This window comes from Variovorax sp. W1I1, from assembly GCF_030815625.1.
GTDB classification, from domain to species: domain Bacteria; phylum Pseudomonadota; class Gammaproteobacteria; order Burkholderiales; family Burkholderiaceae_C; genus Variovorax; species Variovorax paradoxus_C.
Map to the genome: position 1 here is coordinate 3,138,833 of NZ_JAUSWZ010000001.1, position 21,892 is coordinate 3,160,724.

The window sequence follows — 21,892 nt, forward strand, 5'->3', positions numbered from 1 at the left end:
GATCAAGGCGTTCCGCGGCGGCGAATCTACGCTTCAAGCAACCCGCATGCCACCGCGCAAACCCGCGTTGGCGGTGTGCGAAGTTGTTTCATCACCCCACTTCCGGAGACCCGCCATGCCCACCACCATTCACCCCAAGCTCCGCGTCGCCGCCGTGCAGGCCGCGCCCGTGTTCCTCGACCTCGACGGCACCATCGACAAGACCATCGATCTCATGGCCGAGGCGGCAGGCCAGGGCGTGAAGCTCATTGCCTTTCCCGAAACCTGGGTGCCCGGCTACCCGTGGTGGATCTGGCTGGATTCCCCCGCCTGGGGCATGCAGTTCGTGCAGCGGTACCACGACAACTCGCTGGTGGTCGGCTCGGCCGAATTCGACCGCATCAAGGACGCCGCGCGCAAGCACAGGATCTGGGTGTCGCTCGGCTACAGCGAGAAGGCGGCGGGCAGCCTCTACATCGCGCAGGCGCTCATCGACGACCAGGGCCACACGGTGCAGACGCGCCGCAAGCTCAAGCCCACGCACGTGGAGCGCACCGTGTTCGGCGAAGGCGACGGGTCCGATCTCGCCGTGGCCGAGACGGCCATCGGCAACGTCGGCTCGCTCTCGTGCTGGGAGCATCTGCAGCCGCTCAGCAAGTACGCGATGTATGCGCAGAACGAGCAGATCCACTGCGGCGCATGGCCCAGCTTCTCGCTCTACCGCGGCGCCGCCTACGCGCTCGGGCCGGAGGTCAACAACGCCGCGAGCCAGGTCTACGCGGCCGAGGGCCAGTGCTTCGTGGTCGCGCCGTGCGCCACCGTTTCGCCGGCGATGAGCGAGCTGATGTGCACCGATGCCGGCAAGCAGCAGATGCTGCGCACCGGCGGCGGCTTCGCGCGCATCTACGGCCCCGATGGTTCTCCGCTCGGCACGCCGCTGGCCGAAGACCAGGAAGGCCTGGTGATCGCCGACATCGACCTCGGCATGATCTCGCTCGCCAAGGCCGCCGCCGATCCGAGCGGCCACTACTCTCGGCCCGATGTCACGCAATTGCTGCTCAACAAGACGCGGCGCGAGCCCGTGGTCTTTCAGCGCACGCCCGAGCCCGAAAGCAGTGCACCCGAAGCGGTGGCCGCTGGCACCGAGCCGCGCCTGCAACTCGCTGCCTGAGCGCACCGGAGCCACCATGGAATCCGCCATCGCCGAGCATCTGAAATGCCCCCGCACGCGGCACCGCCGCGTCGAGGACGACTACACGCCGCCCTACCCCGTCTGGTCGGCCCGCGCGCCCGTCTCGGTGACGCAGGTGGCGATGGGCTACTTCGGCGTGCAGTCGCGCGGCCCCGAGATGCAGGGCCGCGCCTGCGCCGCGCTGATGAAGATCGCGCGCGACTTCGCGCTGCCCGACGGGCCGGGCCATCACGACCTCACGCACTACGTCGATGCCGACGGCTTCGACAACATGGTCGCCATCGCCTACTGGCACGACGCCGCGGCCTTCGCACGCTGGAGCGCCACATCTGCCATCGACGCGTGGTGGCGCTCGGACGAACGCCTCGCGGAAGGCCTCGGCTACTTCCGCGAAATCGCCTCGCCGCGCGTCGAGCACTTCGAGACGATGTTCAACACACCGGACCGCTTCGAGGGCGTCGGCGTGGTGATGGGCGAGGTCAGCGGCGAGTTGCAGGAGCACGGCTACTGGGGATCGATGCGCGACCGCATCCCGCTCTCGCAGACCGATGCGCTGTCGCCCTCGGGCACGCGCGCAGTCGTCGTCGGCACACCGGCGCCGGGCCAGCGCGTGCGCATCGCAGGCCACGAGAACATCGCGATGATCCGGTCGGGCCAGGAGTGGGCCGACACCACCGGCCAGGAGCGCACGCTCTACCTCGAAGACATGGAGCCGGTGCTGCGCGAAGGCATGGATTTCCTCCGCGACCAGGGCCTGGGCATCGGCTGCTACAGCAACCGCTACATGCACCATCTCGACGCCAAGGGCGCGCCACTGCAGAAGTCATTCGGCCTGAGCTACTGGCGCTCGCTCGCCGACATGGAGCGTTGGGCCGAATCGCACCCGACGCACGTCGCGATCTTCGGCAGCTTCATGCGCTATGTGCAGGCGCTGAACTTCCAGCTTCAACTGCGCGTGTACCACGAGGTGTCGGTGCTGAAGGCCGACGAGCAAAGCTACGAATACATCAACTGCCACGCGCGCAGCGGGTTGATGAACGGGCTCGCCGTCACCTGAGAAAGAGGCTCGGCGGGGATTGCTTTAGGATGCGCGGCCCTATTCCAATCAAGGCCGCAAGGCAGGACCCCGACCATGTGGAGCGATCTCGAAAACCTCGTCGAAGCCTCGATGCAGGAATGGAAAGTGCCCGGCCTCGCGCTGGCGGTGATTCAAGACGGCGAGGTGGTGCTGCAGAAGGGCTATGGCGTGCGCGACACCGACACCGGCTTGCCCGTGACCACCGACACGCAGTTTTTGCTGTGCTCGATCACCAAGTCGTTCACCGCGGCGGGCCTTGGCTTGCTGGTCGACGAAGGCAAGCTCGAATGGAATCGCCCGGTGCGCGACGTGATTCCCGAGTTCCGCCTGCACGACCCCATGGCGAGCGAGCGCCTGACCGTGCTGGACCTGCTCTGCCACCGCAGCGGCCTGCCGCGCCACGACTGGATCCACGAGCCCGGCGATCTCTCGGGCGCGCAGATGTTGCCCCTGCTGCGCCATCTCGCACCAAGCCGCGAGTTGCGCGACAGCTTCCAGTACTCGAACCTCGGCTACATGGTCGCGGGCATGGTCGCCGAGCGCATCAGCGGCCAGAGCTGGGAAGACTTCACCACCGAACGGCTGCTCAAGCCGCTCGGCTTCAAGGACTTCGGCTTCACCATCGAGGCGCTGGCCGCCGCGAAAAACGCCGCGCGCCCACACGCGATGCTTGGCAGTGAATGCGTGCCGTCCCCGTTGTGGCCGATCCGCACCACGGCCGGCGGTGGCATCAATGCCTCGGTGGCCGACCTGGCGAAATGGGCCCGCTGCCTGATCGACGGAGGCAAGGTCGATGGCACGCAGCTTCTTTCCCCGAAAGCGTTGCGCGAGATGAGCACGCCGCGCATGCACGTGGGGCGTTCCGAACAGGCCGAGATCGGCGACTCGCACTATGGCTTCGGACTTTTCTGCGAGAACTACCGTGGCGACCGCACGCTGTCGCACTCGGGCTCGTGGCTCGGCTGGGCCACGCTGATGACGGTGTTGCCTGAGCGCCGCGCGGGCGTCGTGGTGCTGACAAACCGTGCGCCGAGCGCCGTTACTTCGTTGCTCACCTACGCCGTGTTCGACCGCATCAGCGGACGCGAGCCGGTCGACTGGCTCGGCCGCCTCGTGCCCAAGCGTCGCCAGTTCCTCGAGCAGCAAAAGCTCGACAAGAAGAAACTTGAAGAAAAGCGCCGCGTCGGCACACGTCCCAGCCACGCACTCGAAGAGTACGCAGGTACCTACGAGCATCCGGCCTACGGGCGCATCGCAATCTCTGCAGACGGCGACGGCCTCTCCTGGCACTGGCGCGGTTTTTCCGGCCAGCTCACCCACTGGCACTACGACGTGTTCACCACGCCCGACAGGCCCTCCGAATTCCACCCCGACAACCTGGCGCTGACCTTCCTTTGCGACCGCGAAGGCCGCATCGACCGGATCACGGCGCCCTTCGAGCCGGCAGTGCCGGACATCGTCTTCCAGCGCGTGACCGAAAAGACGGTCGCCGCGAAGGCCTAGGCGAACAACCCCTTGTGCTCGGCACGCAGCAGCGCCTTCTGCACCTTGCCCATCGTGTTGCGCGGCAGTTCGGGCACGACGAAGCAGCGCTTGGGAATCTTGAAGTTCGCGAGCTTCGACTTGAGCTCCGCCACGATGGCATCGGCATCGATGACGGTGCCCGGCTTGGCGATCACGATGGCCACGCCCACTTCGCCGAAGTCGGGGTGCGGCACGCCGATGACCGCGCTCTCGGCCACGCCGGCCATCTCGTTGATGTAGCCCTCGATCTCGGCCGGGTAGACGTTGTAGCCGCCGCTGATGATGAGGTCCTTGCTGCGGCCGACGATGGTGATGTAGCCGCGGCCGTCGATCTTGCCGACATCGCCGGTCTTGAAGAAGCCGTCGGCGGTGAATTCTTCCGCCGTCTTTTCGGGCATGCGCCAGTAGCCGGCGAACACGTTCGGGCCATCGACCTCGATGCCGCCGATCTCGTCGGTGGTGCAGTCGTTACCCTTCTCGTCGCGCACGCGCAGTTGCACGCCCGGCAGCGCGAAGCCGACGGTGCCGCCACGGCGCTCGCCCTGCTCGGGCTTGTAGGGGTTGGAGGTGAGCATGACCGTCTCGCTCATGCCGTAGCGCTCGAGGATCGTGTGGCCGGTGCGCCCCTGCCATTCGTCGAAGGTCTCGATGAGCAGCGGTGCCGAGCCCGCGACGAACAGGCGCATGTTGCGCACGGCTTCGCGCGTCAAGCCGGGCTCGGCGAGCAGGCGCACGTAGAGTGTCGGCACGCCCATGAACACGGTGGCTTCGGGCAGCTTGGCGACGATGCGCTTGGGGTCGAACTTCGCGAACCACAGCATCTTGCTGCCGTTGAGCAGCGCGCCGTGCAGCGCGACGAAGAGGCCGTGCACGTGAAAGATGGGCAGCGTGTGAATGAGCACGTCGCCCGGCGTCCAGCCCCAGTAGTCCTTGAGCACCTCGGCGTTCGACAGCAGGTTGCCGTGCGTGAGCATCGCGCCCTTGCTGCGGCCGGTGGTGCCGCTGGTGTAGAGGATCGCGGCGAGGTCGTCGGGCGACTTTTTCGCAGGCGTGTGCTTGTCGCTGCACTGCGCCGCCACTTCGAGCAGCGTGCCGGTGCGGTCGTCGTCCAGCGTGAACACGTGCCGCGTGCCCGCCGCGTTGGCGATGGGCCCGACCCACGAGGCATTGCGGCTCGTGCACACCACGACCGCGGGCTCGGCATTGCCGATGAAATATTCGATCTCGGCGCTCTGGTAGGCGGTGTTGAGTGGCAGGAACACATAGCCCGCGCGCAGCGTCGCGAGGTACAGCAGCATCGCCTCGACCGATTTCTCGACCTGCACCGCGATGCGCGCGCCCTTCTCGAGCTTGAGCGCATCGAGCAGGTTGGCGATCATCGCGCTCGCGCGTTCGAGGTCGCGCCACGAATAGAAAAGGCCGTTGTCGGTCTCGACCGCGATGCCGTCGAGGTCGGCGGGAAAGGCCGCGCGCAAGGCGGCGAACAGGTTGGCGTTGGTTGGCTTCTTCATCGCTTCGTCTTTGAACCGGTACTTCAGAAATTCGGGGTGCGCTTGGCAAGGAAGGCAGCGATGCCTTCGCGGTGCTCGGCGGAATCGGCGTAGTCGTAGGCCGTGGCGAGCAGGTTCTGCGTCGCACCGGCCTTCAGCGCGGCGAAGGTGCGCTTGTGCAGGCGCGCGGCCTGCGGCGCGAGCGCGGCGATGCGGTCGGCATGCACCTGCACTGCGGTCGCGACCTCGTTGTCGGGCAGCACCTGCAGCAGGAAGCCCGCGTCGTACAAACGCTGGGCGCCGTGCACGCCGGCAGCCAGCAGCATGTCGCGCGCGAGCACGTCGCCGATGGCGCCATGCACGAGGGCCGCTTCGCGCGGTGCCATGGGAAAGCCCAGCTTGGCGATCGGCGCGCCGAACTTCGCGGTGGCGCCCGCGATGCGGATGTCGCAGCAGCTCGCGATCTCGATGCCGGCGCCCATGCAGGCGCCTTCGATCTGCGCGACCAGCGGAATCGGGCAATCGAGCAGCGCCTGCAGCGCGGCCCACACTTCGTTCTCGTGGAATTCGCGCAGGCTCGGCTCTTCGAAGCGAAACGACGGGTATTCAGAGATGTCACCGCCCGCGCAGAAGGCGCCGCCTTCCCCGCGGATCACGATGCATCGAAGGCCGGCATCGTCCAAGCCCGTGAACACCGTGCGCAACTCGCGCCACATCGCGCGCGTCATCGCATTGAGGCGGCCCGCGTTCGACAGCGTGACGACCGCCACCGCGCCTTCGCGGCGCAGTGACACAGTGCCCGCAGCCGTCATTCGAGCTTGGCGCCGGAGGCTTTCACGACCGTGGCCCAGCGCTTGATTTCGGAGTTCACGAAGCCGCCGTAGGCCGCCATGGTCAGGGTCGGGATCTCCGAGCCGTTCTGCGCCCAGATGGTCTTGAGCTCGTCGGTGGCGAGCGCCTTCTTCATGTCGTCGACCGCGCGCGCCTGCGCATCGGCCGGCGTGTTTTTCGGTGCCCAGAGGCCGTACCAGGTGGTGACGGTGTAGTCGGGCAGGCCCACTTCGGCGGCGCACGGCACATCGGGGAATGCCGGGTTGCGCTTGGCGCCGGCGACCATCAGCGCCTTGATGCGGCCGCTCTTGATGTGCTGCGACGAGGAACCCAGGCCGTCGAACATCAGGTCGACGTTGCCCGAGATCAGGTCCGACAGCGCCGGGCCCGCGCCGCGGTACGGAATGTGGGTGATGAAGGTGCCGGTCTGCAGCTTGAAGAGCTCGCCCGCCAGGTGATGCGAGGTGCCCGAGCCGGCCGAACCGTAGTTGAACTTGCCCGGATTGCGCTTCACCAGCGCGATGAATTCCTGGATGGTGTTGGCCTGCACGCGCTTGGGGTTGATGACCACCACCTGCGGTACGTTGGCCAGCAGCATCAGCGGCACGAAGTCTTTCTCGATGTCGTAGTCGAGCTTGGGGTACACCGAGGGCGCGATGGCGTGGTGCACGGCGCCCATGAAGAGCGTGTAGCCATCGGCCGGCGCCTTGGCCGCGATGCTCGCGCCCAGCGTGCCGCCGGCGCCGCCGCGGTTGTCGATCACCAGCGTCTGCCCCGCCACCTTGGTGAACTGGCCCGAGAGCGGCCGCGCAAAGGCGTCGGTGCCGCCGCCAGCCGGGAACGGCACGATCATCGTCACCGGCTTGGTCGGCCAGCCCTGCGCGCGCGCGGCGCCGCAAAGAACGGCCGCACCGGCGGCGGCCACGCGCAGAACGTCACGTCGCTGAAAACTCTGGTTCATTTGTCTCTTCTCCGATCGTTGTGGATTTTGCCGCCCCATGCGGCGTTAGGCACCTTCTCCGGACCCGCCTTGTTGTCGAACGTTCAGCCTTTTTTGAAGAACAGGCTTTCGATGTCTCCCGATACCGCGACCTTGCCATCGCCCAGCCAGGTCCGATGCTTGTCGAGGCGCTTCAAGTCGTACAGGTAATTGACCATGAGCCCGTACGACTGCTTGTGCCCCTTGGGCGACGGATCGCCGGCCCAGTTCAGCCGTTCGACCCGTGCGCCGTTGCCCAGATGGAAGCGCGCGACCGGGTCGGCCGGCGTGCCGTCAACCAGCGCACGGCCCAGGTACTCGGCGGCCGCCTGCAGCAGCCATTGGCGCAGCGGCGACTTGGCATCGAAGGTGGCGGCGGCTTCCACGGCGGCGAGCAGTCGATCCGCCGTGGGCGGCACGGAGCCGACGAGGCGGCCAAGTTCGGCCTCGCGCTTCTCGTCCAGTCGCGGCAGCAGGTCGGCCGCATTCTTTGCGAGCCAGGTGCGAAAACCCGGAATCGGCGAGAGCGTGGCAAAGGTCTTCAGGCGCGGCAGCTCGTCCTGCAACGTCTCGACCACGCGCTTGATGAGCGAATCGCCGAAGCTCACGCCGCGCAGGCCGTTCTGGGTGTTGCTGATCGAATAGAAGATCGCGGTGGTCGCCTTGGCGGGCAGCACCGGCACGGCCGCCTCGTCGAGCAGCGGCGTGATGCCGTCGCTGATGCGGTCGACCAGCGCCACCTCGACAAAGATCAGCGGCTCGTTGGGCAGGCGCGGGTGGAAGAAGCCGTAGCAGCGGCGGTCGCTGTCGTCCAGCCGGTTCTTCACGTCGGACCAGCTCTTGATGTCGTGCACCGCCTCGTAGCGGATGAGCTTCTCGATCAGCGAGGCCGGCGAATCCCAGTCGATGCGGCGCAGCTCGAGGAAGGCGACGTCGAACCAGGTGGAGAAGAGTTGCTCGAGTTCGGCATCGAGCGCGAGCAGGCGCTTGTCGGCCTTCAGGCACGGCAGCAGGTCGGCGCGCAGGTCGACCAGGAAGCGCATGCCCGTCGGCTCGACCGCGAAGCGCTGCAGAAGGCGCATGCGCGGCGAGACGAGCGCGCGGCGCAGCTTCATTTCGGCCTGCCCTTCGTCGGCCGTGCCGACCGCGGCCTGGTGCTGGTCGCGCGCGGTCTTGAGCTTTTGCGCATCGGCGGCGAAATGCTCGCTCATCAGCGCCCAGTAGTCGCGGCGCTCCTCGGGCGTGGCGGCAGCGTAAGCCTCTGCGATGGCGTGGGCCCGGCGGCCGCCCTCGACCTCGCTCACGCGCGGATCGATCACGGCCTGCAGGTCGGCCAGCACGCGGCGCAGCGCGCGCGGCGACAGGGCCTCGTCGGCCTTGCGCAGCGTGACCTGCAGGCGCTCGGCGGTCGTGCGCTCGCTGGGCTTGGCCGCATTCTTCGGCGCGCTCTTGGCGGCACCTTCGGGCGCCACGGGCACCTTGGACTTTTCGCCAGAGCGCAGCCGCGCCTGGAACCATTCGGTCGCACTCATCGATGAACTCCCCTGTGGATGGATTCGGACGCGCCGCGGCAAATGGTCACGGTCATGGCATCACCCTGGATTTCTGTTGCCGCGCGACTTCGCGCAGCGCCTCGCGCTGGCGCGTGAGGTGCGTGCGCATGGCGGCGTCGGCGCCTTCGCTGTCGCGCGCCTTGAGCGCCGCGAACACGGCCAAGTGTTCCGACAGGCTCTGGTCGAGCCGGCCCGGCGCATGCAGTTGCTGCAGGCGCGCGAGCTTCAAGATCTTGCGCAGATCGCCGATCACCTGCGCGAGCCACCGGTTGTCGGCGAGCTTGATGATCGCCTCGTGAATGATGTGGTTGGTGGCGTAGTAGTCGTTGATGCGGCGCGCCTTGGCGTGGCGCTCCAGGCGCTCGTGCAGCCCGTCGAGCTCGTGCAGCTCGGCATCGCTCGCGTTGCGGGCGGCCTCGAAGGCGCAGCGGCCTTCGAGCAGCGCGATCACCGGAAAGATTTCGTCGAGGTCGCGCTCGGTCACTTCGTTGACGAAGCAGCCGCGCCGCGGTTCGTGCCGCAGCAGGCCTTCGGCGGTGAGCACCTTGAGCGCTTCGCGCAGCGGCGTGCGCGAGATGGAGAGCCGCTCGCACAGCGCGACTTCGTCCAGGAAACTGCCCGGCGCCAGCGTGCCCGCGAAGATCTGCTCGCGCAGCGTGGCGGCGACTTCGTCGTGCAGGGAGTTGGGGACCAGGCGCATGGAGATGGGGCTCTCGACCTTGGGTGGCTCGGCGTAATTTCCTGTAATTACGCATAATTGTGAGCGCGCAAACAATGTTGCGCAAGTGTCACGGGCGCCCCGCCCGGCCCGTGATTACCCTGAGATCACCCGCTTCAGGCGCGTGCGGCAACCACCTTCTTGGAGCGACCGAACCAGAACCACAGCGCGATGCCGCCAATCACCATCGGCACGCTGAGCCACTGCCCCTGGCTCAGGCTCAACGCGCGGAGGCCGAGGAAGTCGTCGGGCTCGCGGAAGTACTCGGCAAAGAAACGCAGCGCGCCATAGCCGATCAAGAAGACGGAAGCCACCTGCCCTTCCTTCCGTTCCTTGCGCGCGTAGAGCCACATGATCACGAAAAGCAGCAGGCCTTCGAGCAGGAACTGGTATATCTGCGAAGGATGGCGCGGCAGCATCGACCCGCTCTGCGGGAACACCATGCCCCACGGCAGGTCGGGGCTGCTGAACCGGCCCCAGAGTTCGCCGTTGATGAAGTTGCCCACGCGTCCCGCGGCGAGGCCGGTCGGCACGCAGGGCGCGACGAAGTCCATCACCTGCCAGAACGGACGCGCACGCGAATGCGAGAACCACACCATCGCGCCGATCACGCCCAGCATGCCGCCATGGAAGCTCATGCCGCCCTGCCACACGTAGAGGATCTCGAGCGGATGGGTGAGGTAGAACTCGGGCTTGTAGAACAGGCAATAGCCCAAGCGCCCGCCGACGATCACGCCCATCACGCCGAGGAAAAGAATGTCCTCGATGTCCTTGCGCTGCCAGGCGCCCTGCCCGACCAGCGAGCGATACGGCTCGTGGCGCAGGCGGCGAGTGCCGAGGAAATAGAACAGCGCGAAGGCCGCCAGGTAGGTCAGGCCGTACCAGTGAATGGCGACGGGCCCGAGCTGCAGGGCGATGGGATTGATCTGCGGATACATGAGCATCCGCGGATTGTGCCCGGCCGGAATGTCGCGGCCGGCACGGGGATATTCAGGGCAATCTCAGCGCCCGAACTTCCACCACAGGAGCCCCGCCACCACGGCCGGCACCGCGAAGATCAGGAGAAAAATCGGCAGCTCCTCGGCCACCGAATACCCCGCCTTGATCACGCCCACCGCCATGTTGATGCCCGCGCCGATGAACCACGCCGGAATGAACCACTTGGCGGCAGTAGCCAGCGCCAGCGACGAGCCGTCGCCGATGAAGCGGCTGGCCAAGAGAAACACCACCAGCAGCACGAAGCCGCCGCCCATCACCATGACTGTGTGCATATGCGTTGTCCTCCGGGCGCGGTCTTGCGGGATCAGCGCGTGGTGTAGCCACCATTGGCGAGAATCGTCTGGCCGGTGATCCACCAGCCTTCAGTGACGAGGAACCGCACGATCGGCGCGATGTCCTCGATGTCGGTCAAGCCCTTCTTCGAGAACTTGCTGAGCGCCGCGGCGCTGCTGTGGTATTCGACGGCTTCCTTGCTCTCTTGGCCGTAGAAGAACGGCGTGTCCATCGGGCCGGGGCCGATGCCGTTGACCGAGATGCCGCGATCGCCGAACTCCTTGGAGGCTGCGCGGGTGTAGTGCTCCACGGCGGCCTTGGAGCCCGGGTAGATCGAATAGAACGGCGTGTAGGCCGCCAGCAGCGAGCTCACGATCGTCACGATGCTGCCGCCATCGGCCATCGTGCGGCCGGCCTGCTGGATGAAGAAGAACGCGGCCTTGGCGTTGGCGTCGAAGCTCTTGTCGTAGTCGGCCTCGGTCACTTCGAGGATCGGCTTCTTGATGACCACGCCCGCGGTGTTGATCGCGATGTCGACCTGGCCGAAGTGCTTCACGGCCTGGTCGAACAGCTTGACGTTGTTGTCCACCACCGAGAGATCGCCCTGCACCAACAGCGTGTCGGCGCCCTTGGCCTTGAGCGCAGCGGCGGTTTTCTCGGCATCGCCGCGCGAGGCGTCGCTGTTGTAGTGAATGGCGATGCCGCGGGCGCCGCCGTCGACCAGCTGGTGGCCAATGAGTGCGCCGAGGTTCTTGCCGCCGCCGGCGATGACGGCGACCTTGTTCTTGAGGGTGCGTGCAGACATGGAATGAACTCCTGTGGAAGAAAAGCGTGGATGTGTGACGGGAAGAGCTCAGTCTATTGATTGAAAGCATCGAGATAAAGCGGACGAACGACGCTAGACTGTTCAAAAAATCACGAACAATCGAGGCCGTACCGCCATGGACCGCATCGACCTTCTCAAGGTCTTCCTCAGCGTTGCCGAAACCGGCAGCTTCACCCGCGCGGCTGACCGCCTCGCGCTGCCGCGCGCCGCCATCTCCACGGCTGTGCAGCAGCTCGAAGCTCGGCTGGGTTCGCGCCTCCTGCACCGGACCACGCGGCGCGTGAGCCTCACGCCAGACGGCGAAGCGCTGCTGGAGCGCGCCCGTGCGCTCGTCACCGACATGGAAGACATCGAACAGCAGTTCCTGCCCGCGCACAGCAACGTGAGCGGGCGGCTCAAGGTCGATGTGCCGAGCCGCATCGCGCGGCTGCTCATCGCGCCGGCGCTGCCGGATTTCTTCGCGCGCTTTCCGGGCATCGAGCTGGAACTGGGTTCGAGCGACCGCGCGGTGGACCTCGTCCTCGAAGGCGTCGATTGCGCGTTGCGCGTCGGGCCGCTGGCCAGCAGCAGCCTGGTGGCGCGGCCGCTCGGGCACTTCACGCTGATCAATTGCGCGAGCCCCGCCTACCTCGCGCGCCACGGCACGCCGCAAACGCCGGCCGATCTGCCGCAGCACCTCGCGGTCAACTACGCCTCGCCGACTAGCGGCCGTGCCGCGCCGTGGGAATGGCAGCGCGACGGCGAGACCGCGACGCTGCGCATGCGCAGCCAGGTGGCCGCGAACAATGCCGAGACCTACATCGCCTGCGCGCTGGCGGGTTTGGGACTGATCCAGATTCCCGCCTACGACGTGCGCGGGCACCTCGCGGCCGGCGAGCTGGTCGAGGTGCTGCCCGAAGCACGGGCCGAGCCGCTGCCGGTGCAGCTGGTGTACCCGCACCGGCGCAACCTCTCGCGGCGGATGCAGGCTTTTGCGGGATGGCTCGAAACGCTGCTGGCCGACTCACTCGACAAGCCCGCGGGCACTCGCCCCCGCAAGACGCGTTAGCCGCGCTCGCGCACGAACGCCACGAAACGCGCGAGCGCCGGATTGTTCGCGCCCTCGGGCCAGACCAGGCTGGTCTCGCACACCGGGAGCGCCGGCGCACTGCGGCGCCGGGCGGCCGGCGCGAACTCTGCAGCGCGGCGGTAGACCACGCCCGCTCGCCGGAACTGCGTGACGCTCTCCGGCACCCAGGCCACGCCGATGTCTCCGGAAACGAGGTTGACGATGGTCTGCATCTGGATGGCCTCCTGGGCAAGTTGCGGCACGCGGCCGGATGCGTGGTAGAGCCCGAAGATCGCGTCGTGCAGCGAAGGCACGATGCGGCGTGGAAAGATCACCAGCGGCTCGGCCAGCACGTCGGCCAGCAGAAGCTTCTCTGTGCGGGCCAGCGCGTGCCGGGCCGGCAGCGCGAGCACCAGCGGCTCTTCGGACACGGCCAGCCGCGTCAGACCCGGCGGCGCGGCACCGGGCGAATGCAGCATCAGCCCGGCATCGATCTCGCCGCGCGCAAAGGCTTCGAGCTGCACGTCGCCCGTGGCCTCGACCAGTTCGAGCGCCACCTCGGGGCACAGCACGCGGAATTCGCGCACCCATGCCGGCAACTGCTCGAAACCGACCGTCGAGACGAAGGCGATGCGCACCCGCCCCACCTGCCCCGCCGCCGCGGCGCGCGCCCGTGCCGGCAGCGCCTGCGCACGCGCCAGCAGCTCGCGCACGTCGGGCAGCAGCGCCTCGCCGGCGGGCGTGAGCGCCACGCGCCTGCGGGTGCGGTCGAACAGCACCACGCCCAGCGTCTTCTCCAGTTGGGCGATGGCCTGCGTCACCGGAGGCTGCGTCATGTGCAGCCGCACCGCAGCGCGGCCAAAGTGCAGTTCCTCGGCCACGGCGACGAACTGGCGCCAGGCGCGCAGGTCGATCAGTACTTCATTCATATGTCGAGCATATCAATCCACAGGCCAAATTGGATTGGAACGAATCAATCAGAAGTCCGATACTTGGCGTCCCCGATCTCCCCACGATAGAAGAGACACCATGGACACCAAGCCAATCCAGATCAACCGCCGCAGCGCCAACATCGTCGAAGGCAAGAGCCGCGCCCCCAACCGCTCGATGTTCTACGCCATGGGCTACGAAGAGAGCGACTTCAAGAAGCCGATGGTCGGCGTCGCCAACGGCCACAGCACCATCACGCCCTGCAACTCGGGTTTGCAGAAGCTGGCCGACGCGGCCATCGCGGGCATCGAAGAAGCCGGCGGCAACGCGCAGGTGTTCGGCACCCCCACCATTTCCGACGGCATGGCGATGGGCACCGAAGGCATGAAGTACTCGTTGGTGAGCCGCGAGGTGATCTCCGACTGCATCGAGACCTGCGTCGGCGGCCAGTGGATGGATGGCGTGCTGGTGGTCGGCGGCTGCGACAAGAACATGCCCGGCGGCCTGATGGGCATGCTGCGCGCCAACGTGCCGGCCATCTACGTGTACGGCGGCACCATCCTCCCCGGCCGCTACAAGGGACAAGACCTGAACATCGTGAGCGTGTTCGAAGCCGTGGGCCAGAACGCCGCCGGCAACATGAGCGACGAAGACCTGCACGAGATCGAGAAGCGCGCCATTCCTGGCACCGGCTCCTGCGGCGGCATGTACACGGCCAACACCATGTCCAGCGCGTTCGAGGCGCTGGGCATCTCGCTGCCTTACTCGTCGACCATGGCGAACCCGCACGACGAGAAGGCCAACTCGGCCAAGGAATCGGCCAAGGTGCTGATCGAGGCGATCAAGAAGGACCTGAAGCCGCGCGACATCGTGACCAAGAAGGCGATCGAGAACGCCGTGGCCGTGATCATGGCCACCGGCGGCTCGACCAACGCGGTGCTGCACTTCCTGGCCATTGCGCACGCGGCCGAAGTGGAGTGGTCCATCGACGACTTCGAGCGCATGCGCAAGAAGGTGCCGGTGCTTTGCGACCTGAAGCCCTCGGGCAAGTACCTCGCGGTCGACCTGCACCAGGCCGGCGGCATTCCGCAGGTCATGAAGGTGCTGCTGAACGCGGGCCTCCTGCATGGCGACTGCATCACCATCAGCGGCCAGACCATCGCGGAAGTGCTGAAGGACGTGCCCGACGTGCCGCGCGCCGACCAGGACGTGATCCGCCCGATCGACAAGCCGATGTACGACGAAGGCCATCTGGCCATCCTCAAGGGCAACCTCTCGCCCGAAGGCGCAGTCGCCAAGATCACGGGCCTCAAGAACCCGGTCATCACCGGCCCGGCGCGCGTGTTCGACGACGAGCAGTCGGCGCTCAAGGCGATCCTCGACGGCAAGATCGTCGCCGGCGACGTGATGGTGCTGCGCTACCTCGGCCCCAAGGGCGGCCCGGGCATGCCCGAGATGCTGGCCCCCACGGGCGCGCTGATCGGTGCGGGCCTCGGCGAAAGCGTGGGCCTCATCACCGACGGCCGTTTCTCGGGCGGCACCTGGGGCATGGTGGTCGGCCACGTCGCGCCCGAAGCGGCCGCCGGCGGCACGATCGCTTTCGTGAACGAAGGCGACTCGATCACCATCGACGCGCACAAGCTGGTGCTCGAACTCAATGTGCCCGAAGCCGAACTCGCCAAGCGCCGCGAAGGCTGGAAGGCGCCGGCCCCGCGCTACACGCGCGGCGTGCAGGCCAAGTTCGCGTTCAACGCATCGAGCGCGAGCTCGGGCGCGGTGCTCGACAAGTTCTGATCGATCACATCATCATCCAGGCACCGTAGCCAAAGGCGATGAAGCCCAGGCCCACGATGCCCAGGATGCTGCGCGACTCGAACGCCATCGCCGGCGGAAAGCTCTGCACCACGAGGTGCAGCAGCGCGCCGGCGCCGATGGTCATGAAGCCGGCGCCGAGCCCCTTTCCGAAATCTTCGTCGGGGTAGAGAAAGCACACGGCAAAGCCGGCGAGGAACACCACGTTGGCCAGCACCGTGCCGCACGTGCGCCATCTTTTTTGTGCGGGCGTGGCCTCGGGCTCCTTCTCCCAGGCGTTGGACGACGGGCGCCCTTCCTTGATCGCCATGCCGGTGAAGAAGAGGCCGAACATCGTCGGGAATCCGCCGAAGAGGCCGAGCCCCCAGACGATGCCCCACATGTTCTGGAAATCGGCCACCAGCGCTTGAGAGGGATCGGCTGGCTTGTAGCGCACGTCGACCACATCGCCCGCCTCCTTGTCGGAGAGCCCGCCGCCCAGTCCCTTGACGCGGCGTACCTGCCCATCGGATGCGGTGTATTCGACGATGGGAGCACGGGTGGTCGTCGTGCGGCCCTTGTCGTCCTTGCTGCGCTCTTCGACGAACTCGACGAGATTGCCTTCCACGAGCACCGTATCGGCAATCGACTGGTAGCGCTGCCAGCCGACCGTGGCCGCACCGTATAGCCCCGCGCAACCGATCAGCAGCGCCCCGACGCCGACACCCCAGAAGAGCTTCTTGCGCCAGCCCACGAGCGCACCGATGGCCGGCCCGACAAAGAGGGAGAGCCCGAAGACGAGCAGTGCGTGGGTGACGGCTTCGTCATCCATGGCGCGCTTTCGTTCTTGCAGCGCGGGGATGGTTGCCGGGAGCGGCTATGCGCTCAGCGGCGCGGGCGCTGGCCGTTGCTGGTCGGCACGCCCATGTTGGTCTTCTGGCGGTCGATGCGCGCTTGCTTGCGGCGGTTTTCGCGCTCGATCACCTTGCGCTTGGTGTAGCCCGACGAATCGGCCCATGCCCACCATGCGACGGCCAGTGCGAACGGCGACAGCACGATCCACCAGCTCCAGCCGGCGACCATGCCGACTTCGAAATACTTGAGGGCCAGGCTCAAGATGCCCAACAGCAGAAACCACATCGCGAATCCCTCCGGGTTGTTGTCAACGCATCCGGACGCCGGCGAGCGGCGCTACCTACAATCGCGTTGGCATCGAATGTAACCCAGCCCTTACGAAATAAATCCCCCATGAAAAGAGTTCTGTTCGCCGCAGTCCTGGGCCTTGGCCTCGCGGCCCCCGCCTTCGCAGACCTGGCCCTGGCCACGTCGAAGAACTGCATGAGCTGCCACGCGGTCGACCGCAAGGTGCTCGGCCCGTCCTTCAAGGACGTGGCCACGAAATACAAGGACGACAAGGGTGCCGTCGACAGCCTCGCCACCAAGATCGTGAAGGGCGGCTCCGGCGTGTGGGGCCCGGTGCCGATGCCGGCGAACAACCAGGTCAGCGAGGCCGATGCGAAGAAGCTGGCAGCCTGGGTGCTCGCAACGCCGCGCTGATCCGCCGCTGATCAGCTCAACCCTGAGGGTTGATGTCGGCCGGAACCACCACCGGCCGGCGCTCGATGCGGTCTTCGAGCTGGCCGATGTGCGCGGCCAATGTGTTGTCGGTCTGCTCGGAGCGCACCCGCACCGCTGTCTCGAGTTGGTCGATGCGCGCCACCAGGGCCGCATGCCGGTCGGCGTTGTGCGCCATGTGCTTGTTCTCCTGCGCTTCGAGGAAATTGCGCAGCTCTGTGAAGCGTGACGCTTCGGCCTTGTCGGCGAGGTCGCGCTGGACCTGCATTTCCTTCGTGTGCCGCTTGGTGTCCAGGAGCACCGAGCTGTGCAGGTACAGCACGTAGACCAGGAAGAAGGCGGCCAGCACGACCGTGAGGCCCAGCATGATCAGCCCCAGCGGCGCCGAGACGGTCATGAAGCCCAGCCAGACATCGGTGGGGGCCGCAAGCGTCCCCCAGTTCAATGCGGCGAGCGCTGCAATCAGCAGCACGATGACGAACAGGAAAGCGGATCTCACGCCCATTTGGGGCCTCCTCTGAAAAGATCGAACACAACAGCCGCGCGCGTCGAGGCACGCAGCAACTGTCGGGTTTTACCTCAGGCAAAGGGGCCGTCCGGCACTGCCGGACGGACAGGCGGCCACGTCCTACAGGCGTTCTGACAACTGTTCGAGGATTGCGGGATTTTCCAGCGTCGAGGTGTCCTGCGTGATCTCTTCGCCCTTCGCGATGCTGCGCAGGAGGCGCCGCATGATCTTGCCGCTGCGCGTCTTGGGCAGGTTGTCGCCGAAGCGGATGTCCTTGGGCTTGGCAATGGGCCCGATTTCCTTGGCCACCCAGTTGCGCAGCTCGTTGGCGATCTGCTTGGCTTCTTCACCGGTCGGGCGCGACCGCTTGAGCACGACGAAGGCGCACACCGCCTCGCCCGTCACATCGTCGGGGCGCCCCACCACCGCGGCTTCGGCCACGAGGTCGGTCTTGGACACCAGCGCCGATTCGATTTCCATCGTGCCCAGGCGATGGCCCGACACGTTCAGCACGTCGTCGATGCGACCCGTGATGCGGAAGTAGCCGCGGTCTTCGCTGCGCACCGCGCCATCGCCGGCCAGGTAGATCGTGCCGCCCATCTCTTCAGGGAAGTAGCTCTTCTTGAAGCGCTCGGGGTCGTTCCAGATCGTGCGGATCATCGAGGGCCATGGCCGCTTGATGACCAGCATGCCGCCTGCGCCATTGGGCAGATCCTTGCCGGTCTCATCGACGATGGCCGCCATGATGCCCGGCAGCGGCAGCGTGCACGAACCCGGCACCAGCGGCGTGGCGCCCGGCAGCGGCGTGATGACGTGGCCGCCGGTTTCGGTCTGCCAGAAGGTGTCGACGATGGGGCAACGCTCGCCGCCGATATTGCGGTGGTACCACATCCACGCCTCGGGATTGATCGGCTCGCCGACCGAACCGAGGATGCGCAGGCTCGTGAGGTCCCAGTTCTTCGGATGCACCTTCTCGTCTCCCTCGGCCGCCTTGATGAGCGAGCGGATGGCCGTGGGTGCCGTGTAGAACACCGAGACCTTGTGCTTCTCGATCATCTGCCAGAAGCGGCCCGCATGCGGGAAGGTCGGGATGCCCTCGAACACCACCTGGGTGGCGCCGGCGGCGAGCGGGCCATAGGCGACGTAGGTGTGGCCGGTGATCCAGCCGATGTCGGCCGTGCACCAGAACACGTCTTCGGGCTTGATGTCGAAGGTCCAGTCCATCGTGAGCTTGGCCCACAGCAGGTAGCCGCCGGTGGCGTGCTGCACGCCCTTGGGCTTGCCGGTGGAGCCCGAGGTGTAGAGGATGAAGAGCGGGTGCTCGGCGTTCACCGGCACGGGCGCGCACTCGGTGCTCTGGCCCTTGAGCGCTTCGGTGAAGGTCTTGTCGCGGCCTTCGACGCGGTTCCACGCGGTGGGCGTGCGTTCGTAGACGAACACCGTCTTGATCGACTCGCAGCCGCCGAGCGCGATGCCGTCGTCCACGATGGCCTTGAGCGGCAGTTCCTTGCCGCCGCGCAGCTGGTAGTTGGCCGTGATGACCGCAACCGCGCCGGCATCGATGATCCGCTCCTGCAGCGCCTTCGCCGAGAAGCCGCCGAACACCACGCTGTGGGTGGCGCCGATGCGCGCGCAGGCCTGCATCGCGATCACGCCCTCGACCGTCATCGGCATGTAGATGACGACGCGGTCGCCCTTCTGGATGCCCGCGGCCTTGAGCGCGTTGGCGAACTGGCTCACGCGGCCGAGCAGTTCCTTGTAGGTGACGTTGGTGACGGTGCCGTCGTCGGCTTCGAACACGATGGCGGTCTTGTTCTCGACCGGGGTGCCGATGTGCTTGTCCAGGCAATTGGCGCTGGCATTGAGTTCGCCATCGCCGAACCATTCGTAGAACGGCGCCTTCGATTCATCGAGCGTTTTGGTGAAGGGCTTGGTCCATTGCAGGTTGCCCTTGGCCAGGCGGGTCCAGAACCCTTCGAAGTCGTCTTCGGCCTCCTTGCACAGCGCGTCGTAGGCGGCCATGCCGGAAATCCGGGCGCCTTCGGTGGCGCGGGCGTCGGGGGGAAATACGCGGTTCTCGACGAGGACGGATTCAATGTTTTTCGATGCGCTGCTCATTCTCTTTGTCTCCTGGGTGGATGCGGCCGTAATGTCGACGGGGCCACTTACGGGTCACTGACGGATCGCTAACGCGTCCGATGTTAGTTCGCAGGGTTATCACGAGTGCGTCACGGGGGCACCCCTAAAATCGCCGGTCGTCCACGAACCCCCACCCGATGTCCGCTCCCGATCCTTTCGACCCTCTGAACCCGCCCGCCACTCGTACCTACCCGATGGGGCCGCTGCCCCGGCTGATCTTTGCGAGCCGCTGGCTGCAACTGCCGCTGTACCTGGGCCTGATCGTGGCGCAGGCGGTGTACGTGGTGCACTTCCTGGTCGAGCTGCTGCATCTGGTCGAGGCCGCGTTCGGCAGCCAGACCGCGCTGCAGGCCCTTATCACCAGCATCGGCTACAAGACCACCGCGCCGGTGGGCACGCTCAACGAGACGGTGATCATGCTGGTGGTGCTGGCACTGATCGACGTGGTGATGATCTCCAACCTGCTCATCATGGTGATTGTGGGTGGCTACGAGACCTTCGTGAGCCGCATGAACCTCGAAGGCCACCGCGACCAGCCCGAGTGGCTGAGTCATGTGAACGCCTCGGTGCTCAAGGTGAAGCTGGCCACCGCCATCATCGGCATCAGCTCGATCCACCTGCTCAAGACCTTCATCAACGCGGACAACTACACCGACCGCGTGCTGATCGCACAGACCGTGATCCACATCGCCTTCCTGTTCTCGGCCATGGCCATCGCCTACACCGACAAGCTGATGAACCAGGCGGCCGCCGCCGGCTCCTCCCGTCATTGAGCGGGATCACGCCGCCCTGCCTCAGCGGGGCGGCGGCAAGTCCCACGACGGCACTTCGGTGAAGCGCTCGGCCAGAAAGTCGAGCATCGTGCGCAGCGTGGCCGGCATGTGCTTGCGCGAGGTGTACACGGCGTACATGCCGACGACCTGAGGCTCGCAATCCTCGAAAAGCGACACCAGTTCGCCCGACTGAAGCAGCGCCGCCGTCAGGTAGGTCGGCAGCATCGCGATGCCCGCCCCCGCCCGCGCGAGGCACATCAGACTCGCGGCATCGTTGGCCGACACGTTGCCGTTCACCGCCACGGAGAGCGGCTCCCCATCCGCCTTGCGGGTGAAATTCCAGAGGCTGTGGCCGAAGTACGAATGCGTGAGGCAGTTGCGCTGGGCCAGTTCGTCCACGCGCAGCGGCTTGCCGTGCTCCTTCAGGTACGCGGGCGAGGCGCAGACCACCGAGCGGCAGGTGGTGAGCCGGCGCGCGATGAGGTTGGGATCGATCTCCGCCGCCGTGCGGATCGCCAGGTCGATGCGCTCGTCCACCAGGTTGACGGTCCGGTCCAGCAGCACCAGGTCGACCGCCACGCCCGGGTAGAGCCGCACGTAGTCCGCGATGGCGTCGGCCAATTGCGCCTGCGCGAACGAGGTGCCGGTCGTGATGCGCAACTGCCCCTGCGGCGCTTCGGCCGGATGCCGCACCGCGGCCTGCATGTCGCCCGCGAGCTCGAGCACCTGGCGGCAGCGCGGCAGCAGTTCCTCGCCCGCGGCGGTGAGGCTCAGGCGGCGCGTGGTGCGGTGCAAGAGGCGCGCGCCGGTCCATTGCTCGAGTTCGGCCACATAGCGCGTGACCACCGGGCGTGACATGTCCAGCTTTTCGGCCGCAGCCGACAGGCTGCCCGAATCCACCACGTTCACGAACACCCGCATTGCGTTCAATCGATCCATTCGAACGATTTTAGGAATAAAGAAGCGCGTATTTCGAGGTATTTCTTTCGAAACCAGAAACCTAAGATGCGGTTCATCCCATCCACTTCCGACATTTTCTGGAGTCACTCATGAGCCACATTGCCATCATCGGCGCCACCGGACGCGCCGGCGGCCGCCTTCTCGAAGAAGCACTGCGCCGCGGCCACACCGTCACCGCCATCGCACGCAAGGCCAGCGAAAAGCTGTCGGGCCGCGCCAATGTGACGGCCGTCGACGTCGACGCACTCGACGCATCCGCGCTCGAAAAGGTCTTGGCCGGCCACGACGCCGTGTTCAGCGCAGCGCACTTTTCCACCGTGCCGCCCGCAGCCATCATCGAGCCGGTCAAGCGCGCGGGCGTCAAGCGCCTGCTGGTGGTCGGCGGCGCTGGCAGCCTGTTCGCGGCGCCCGGCCTGAAGGTCATCGAGACGCCGAATTTCCCCGATGCCTACCGCGCCGAAGCCACGGCCGGCGGCGTGTTCCTCGACGCACTGCGTGCCGAGAAGGAACTCGACTGGACCTTCCTCTCGCCCTCCGCCGAGTTCGTCGAAGGCGAACGCACCGGCAAGTTCCGCCTCGGCAAGGACGACCTGCTGGTCAGCGCCGAAGGCCGCAGCTGGATCACTTTCGAGGACTACGCGATCGCGTTCATCGACGAGCTCGAGAAGCCCGCGCATTCCCGCCAGCGCTACACGATCGGCTACTGATCGATCGATCGGCCGGCAA

The 21,892-nt window shown here is 66.5% G+C and carries 22 protein-coding genes; 8 read left to right on the forward strand and 14 right to left on the reverse strand.

Annotated features, from left to right (window positions below; all coding sequences use genetic code 11):
* Window positions 1-115: 115 nt before the first annotated feature.
* The 3 genes from QFZ83_RS14670 (at window position 116) to QFZ83_RS14680 (ending at window position 3,752) form a co-directional block, all read left to right on the forward strand.
* Complete coding sequence (locus QFZ83_RS14670; protein WP_307507583.1) at window positions 116-1,150, forward strand: carbon-nitrogen hydrolase family protein; 1,035 nt, start codon at window positions 116-118, stop codon at window positions 1,148-1,150.
* Between the two features lie 16 nt (window positions 1,151-1,166).
* Entirely contained in the window at window positions 1,167-2,228 is a 1,062-nt protein-coding gene (locus QFZ83_RS14675) for a phenylacetaldoxime dehydratase family protein (RefSeq protein WP_307507585.1), read from the forward strand.
* Window positions 2,229-2,303: 75 nt separating this feature from the next.
* A complete protein-coding gene (locus QFZ83_RS14680) occupies window positions 2,304-3,752 on the forward strand; it encodes a serine hydrolase (RefSeq protein ID WP_307507587.1) in 1,449 nt (482 codons plus the stop codon).
* On the opposite strand, the gene QFZ83_RS14685 is transcribed toward QFZ83_RS14680, so the two are convergent.
* The 8 genes from QFZ83_RS14685 to QFZ83_RS14720 form a co-directional block, all read right to left on the reverse strand.
* Entirely contained in the window at window positions 3,749-5,284 is a 1,536-nt protein-coding gene (locus tag QFZ83_RS14685; RefSeq protein ID WP_307507590.1) for a malonyl-CoA synthase, read from the reverse strand. The genes QFZ83_RS14680 and QFZ83_RS14685 overlap by 4 nt on opposite strands.
* A 23-nt stretch (window positions 5,285-5,307) precedes the next feature.
* Complete coding sequence (locus QFZ83_RS14690) at window positions 5,308-6,075, reverse strand: enoyl-CoA hydratase/isomerase family protein (protein WP_307507593.1); 768 nt, start codon at window positions 6,073-6,075, stop codon at window positions 5,308-5,310.
* Window positions 6,072-7,055 (reverse strand): tripartite tricarboxylate transporter substrate binding protein, encoded by a 984-nt coding sequence (locus QFZ83_RS14695; protein ID WP_307507595.1) that lies wholly within the window; start codon window positions 7,053-7,055, stop codon window positions 6,072-6,074. Before QFZ83_RS14695 ends, QFZ83_RS14690 begins: the two co-directional genes overlap by 4 nt.
* A gap of 83 nt (window positions 7,056-7,138) precedes the next feature.
* Entirely contained in the window at window positions 7,139-8,605 is a 1,467-nt protein-coding gene (locus QFZ83_RS14700; protein ID WP_307507598.1) for a malonyl-CoA decarboxylase, read from the reverse strand.
* A 52-nt stretch (window positions 8,606-8,657) separates the two neighbouring features.
* On the reverse strand, window positions 8,658-9,326 hold the full coding sequence (locus tag QFZ83_RS14705; RefSeq protein WP_013541807.1) for a GntR family transcriptional regulator: 669 nt from the start codon (window positions 9,324-9,326) through the stop codon (window positions 8,658-8,660).
* A gap of 134 nt (window positions 9,327-9,460) precedes the next feature.
* Window positions 9,461-10,288: a prolipoprotein diacylglyceryl transferase gene (gene lgt / locus QFZ83_RS14710; RefSeq protein ID WP_306876773.1), complete on the reverse strand. Its 828-nt coding sequence runs from the start codon at window positions 10,286-10,288 to the stop codon at window positions 9,461-9,463.
* 57 nt (window positions 10,289-10,345) lie between these two features.
* Window positions 10,346-10,615 carry a hypothetical protein gene (locus tag QFZ83_RS14715; protein ID WP_013541809.1) on the reverse strand — a complete coding sequence of 90 codons (270 nt, stop codon included), beginning with the start codon at window positions 10,613-10,615 and terminating at the stop codon, window positions 10,346-10,348.
* Between the two features lie 32 nt (window positions 10,616-10,647).
* Window positions 10,648-11,421 (reverse strand): SDR family oxidoreductase, encoded by a 774-nt coding sequence (locus tag QFZ83_RS14720; RefSeq protein WP_307507604.1) that lies wholly within the window; start codon window positions 11,419-11,421, stop codon window positions 10,648-10,650.
* Window positions 11,422-11,557: 136 nt separating this feature from the next.
* Between QFZ83_RS14720 and QFZ83_RS14725 the strand changes: the two genes are divergently transcribed.
* Window positions 11,558-12,490, forward strand: coding sequence for a LysR family transcriptional regulator (locus QFZ83_RS14725; RefSeq protein ID WP_306876775.1), 933 nt, complete (start codon window positions 11,558-11,560; stop codon window positions 12,488-12,490).
* Here the strand turns inward: QFZ83_RS14725 and QFZ83_RS14730 are convergent.
* A complete protein-coding gene (locus QFZ83_RS14730) occupies window positions 12,487-13,419 on the reverse strand; it encodes a LysR family transcriptional regulator (RefSeq protein ID WP_307507606.1) in 933 nt (310 codons plus the stop codon). The two genes, QFZ83_RS14725 and QFZ83_RS14730, sit on opposite strands and share 4 nt — an antisense overlap.
* Window positions 13,420-13,519: 100 nt before the next feature.
* On the opposite strand from QFZ83_RS14730, the gene ilvD reads away from it, so the two are divergent.
* Window positions 13,520-15,214 carry a dihydroxy-acid dehydratase gene (ilvD, locus tag QFZ83_RS14735; protein ID WP_013541813.1) on the forward strand — a complete coding sequence of 565 codons (1,695 nt, stop codon included), beginning with the start codon at window positions 13,520-13,522 and terminating at the stop codon, window positions 15,212-15,214.
* Window positions 15,215-15,218: 4 nt separating this feature from the next.
* On the opposite strand, the gene QFZ83_RS14740 is transcribed toward ilvD, so the two are convergent.
* Together QFZ83_RS14740 and QFZ83_RS14745 are read right to left on the reverse strand one after the other, a co-directional pair.
* Window positions 15,219-16,043, reverse strand: a complete 825-nt coding sequence (locus QFZ83_RS14740) for a DUF3592 domain-containing protein (protein ID WP_306876777.1) — start codon at window positions 16,041-16,043, stop codon at window positions 15,219-15,221.
* A 53-nt stretch (window positions 16,044-16,096) separates the two neighbouring features.
* Complete coding sequence (locus QFZ83_RS14745) at window positions 16,097-16,351, reverse strand: TIGR04438 family Trp-rich protein (RefSeq protein ID WP_013541815.1); 255 nt, start codon at window positions 16,349-16,351, stop codon at window positions 16,097-16,099.
* A gap of 108 nt (window positions 16,352-16,459) precedes the next feature.
* Here QFZ83_RS14745 and QFZ83_RS14750 point away from each other — a divergent pair, with 108 nt between their 5' ends.
* A complete protein-coding gene (locus QFZ83_RS14750) occupies window positions 16,460-16,768 on the forward strand; it encodes a c-type cytochrome (protein WP_306876778.1) in 309 nt (102 codons plus the stop codon).
* Window positions 16,769-16,784: 16 nt separating this feature from the next.
* On the opposite strand, the gene QFZ83_RS14755 is transcribed toward QFZ83_RS14750, so the two are convergent.
* Both QFZ83_RS14755 and acs read right to left on the reverse strand, forming a co-directional pair.
* Window positions 16,785-17,291 carry a LapA family protein gene (locus tag QFZ83_RS14755; protein ID WP_306876779.1) on the reverse strand — a complete coding sequence of 169 codons (507 nt, stop codon included), beginning with the start codon at window positions 17,289-17,291 and terminating at the stop codon, window positions 16,785-16,787.
* Window positions 17,292-17,414: 123 nt separating this feature from the next.
* Window positions 17,415-19,412: an acetate--CoA ligase gene (gene acs / locus QFZ83_RS14760; protein WP_306876780.1), complete on the reverse strand. Its 1,998-nt coding sequence runs from the start codon at window positions 19,410-19,412 to the stop codon at window positions 17,415-17,417.
* Between the two features lie 158 nt (window positions 19,413-19,570).
* On the opposite strand from acs, the gene QFZ83_RS14765 reads away from it, so the two are divergent.
* Window positions 19,571-20,206 carry a YqhA family protein gene (locus tag QFZ83_RS14765; RefSeq protein ID WP_257859499.1) on the forward strand — a complete coding sequence of 212 codons (636 nt, stop codon included), beginning with the start codon at window positions 19,571-19,573 and terminating at the stop codon, window positions 20,204-20,206.
* A 21-nt stretch (window positions 20,207-20,227) separates the two neighbouring features.
* Here the strand turns inward: QFZ83_RS14765 and QFZ83_RS14770 are convergent, their stop codons facing one another.
* On the reverse strand, window positions 20,228-21,145 hold the full coding sequence (locus QFZ83_RS14770) for a LysR family transcriptional regulator (RefSeq protein WP_013541820.1): 918 nt from the start codon (window positions 21,143-21,145) through the stop codon (window positions 20,228-20,230).
* Between the two features lie 110 nt (window positions 21,146-21,255).
* Between QFZ83_RS14770 and QFZ83_RS14775 the strand changes: the two genes are divergently transcribed.
* A complete protein-coding gene (locus QFZ83_RS14775) occupies window positions 21,256-21,873 on the forward strand; it encodes an NAD(P)-dependent oxidoreductase (protein WP_306876781.1) in 618 nt (205 codons plus the stop codon).
* Window positions 21,874-21,892: the final 19 nt, after the last annotated feature.

Coding starts and splice junctions, on each gene's coding strand:
- QFZ83_RS14670 (WP_307507583.1), top strand. CDS start 116: ATGCCCACCACCATTCACCCCAAGCTCCGCGTCGCCGCCGTGCAGGCC.
- QFZ83_RS14675 (WP_307507585.1), top strand. CDS start 1,167: ATGGAATCCGCCATCGCCGAGCATCTGAAATGCCCCCGCACGCGGCAC.
- QFZ83_RS14680 (WP_307507587.1), top strand. CDS start 2,304: ATGTGGAGCGATCTCGAAAACCTCGTCGAAGCCTCGATGCAGGAATGG.
- QFZ83_RS14685 (WP_307507590.1), bottom strand. CDS start 5,284: ATGAAGAAGCCAACCAACGCCAACCTGTTCGCCGCCTTGCGCGCGGCC.
- QFZ83_RS14690 (WP_307507593.1), bottom strand. CDS start 6,075: ATGACGGCTGCGGGCACTGTGTCACTGCGCCGCGAAGGCGCGGTGGCG.
- QFZ83_RS14695 (WP_307507595.1), bottom strand. CDS start 7,055: ATGAACCAGAGTTTTCAGCGACGTGACGTTCTGCGCGTGGCCGCCGCC.
- QFZ83_RS14700 (WP_307507598.1), bottom strand. CDS start 8,605: ATGAGTGCGACCGAATGGTTCCAGGCGCGGCTGCGCTCTGGCGAAAAG.
- QFZ83_RS14705 (WP_013541807.1), bottom strand. CDS start 9,326: ATGCGCCTGGTCCCCAACTCCCTGCACGACGAAGTCGCCGCCACGCTG.
- lgt (WP_306876773.1), bottom strand. CDS start 10,288: ATGCTCATGTATCCGCAGATCAATCCCATCGCCCTGCAGCTCGGGCCC.
- QFZ83_RS14715 (WP_013541809.1), bottom strand. CDS start 10,615: ATGCACACAGTCATGGTGATGGGCGGCGGCTTCGTGCTGCTGGTGGTG.
- QFZ83_RS14720 (WP_307507604.1), bottom strand. CDS start 11,421: ATGTCTGCACGCACCCTCAAGAACAAGGTCGCCGTCATCGCCGGCGGC.
- QFZ83_RS14725 (WP_306876775.1), top strand. CDS start 11,558: ATGGACCGCATCGACCTTCTCAAGGTCTTCCTCAGCGTTGCCGAAACC.
- QFZ83_RS14730 (WP_307507606.1), bottom strand. CDS start 13,419: ATGAATGAAGTACTGATCGACCTGCGCGCCTGGCGCCAGTTCGTCGCC.
- ilvD (WP_013541813.1), top strand. CDS start 13,520: ATGGACACCAAGCCAATCCAGATCAACCGCCGCAGCGCCAACATCGTC.
- QFZ83_RS14740 (WP_306876777.1), bottom strand. CDS start 16,043: ATGGATGACGAAGCCGTCACCCACGCACTGCTCGTCTTCGGGCTCTCC.
- QFZ83_RS14745 (WP_013541815.1), bottom strand. CDS start 16,351: ATGTGGTTTCTGCTGTTGGGCATCTTGAGCCTGGCCCTCAAGTATTTC.
- QFZ83_RS14750 (WP_306876778.1), top strand. CDS start 16,460: ATGAAAAGAGTTCTGTTCGCCGCAGTCCTGGGCCTTGGCCTCGCGGCC.
- QFZ83_RS14755 (WP_306876779.1), bottom strand. CDS start 17,291: ATGGGCGTGAGATCCGCTTTCCTGTTCGTCATCGTGCTGCTGATTGCA.
- acs (WP_306876780.1), bottom strand. CDS start 19,412: ATGAGCAGCGCATCGAAAAACATTGAATCCGTCCTCGTCGAGAACCGC.
- QFZ83_RS14765 (WP_257859499.1), top strand. CDS start 19,571: ATGTCCGCTCCCGATCCTTTCGACCCTCTGAACCCGCCCGCCACTCGT.
- QFZ83_RS14770 (WP_013541820.1), bottom strand. CDS start 21,145: ATGGATCGATTGAACGCAATGCGGGTGTTCGTGAACGTGGTGGATTCG.
- QFZ83_RS14775 (WP_306876781.1), top strand. CDS start 21,256: ATGAGCCACATTGCCATCATCGGCGCCACCGGACGCGCCGGCGGCCGC.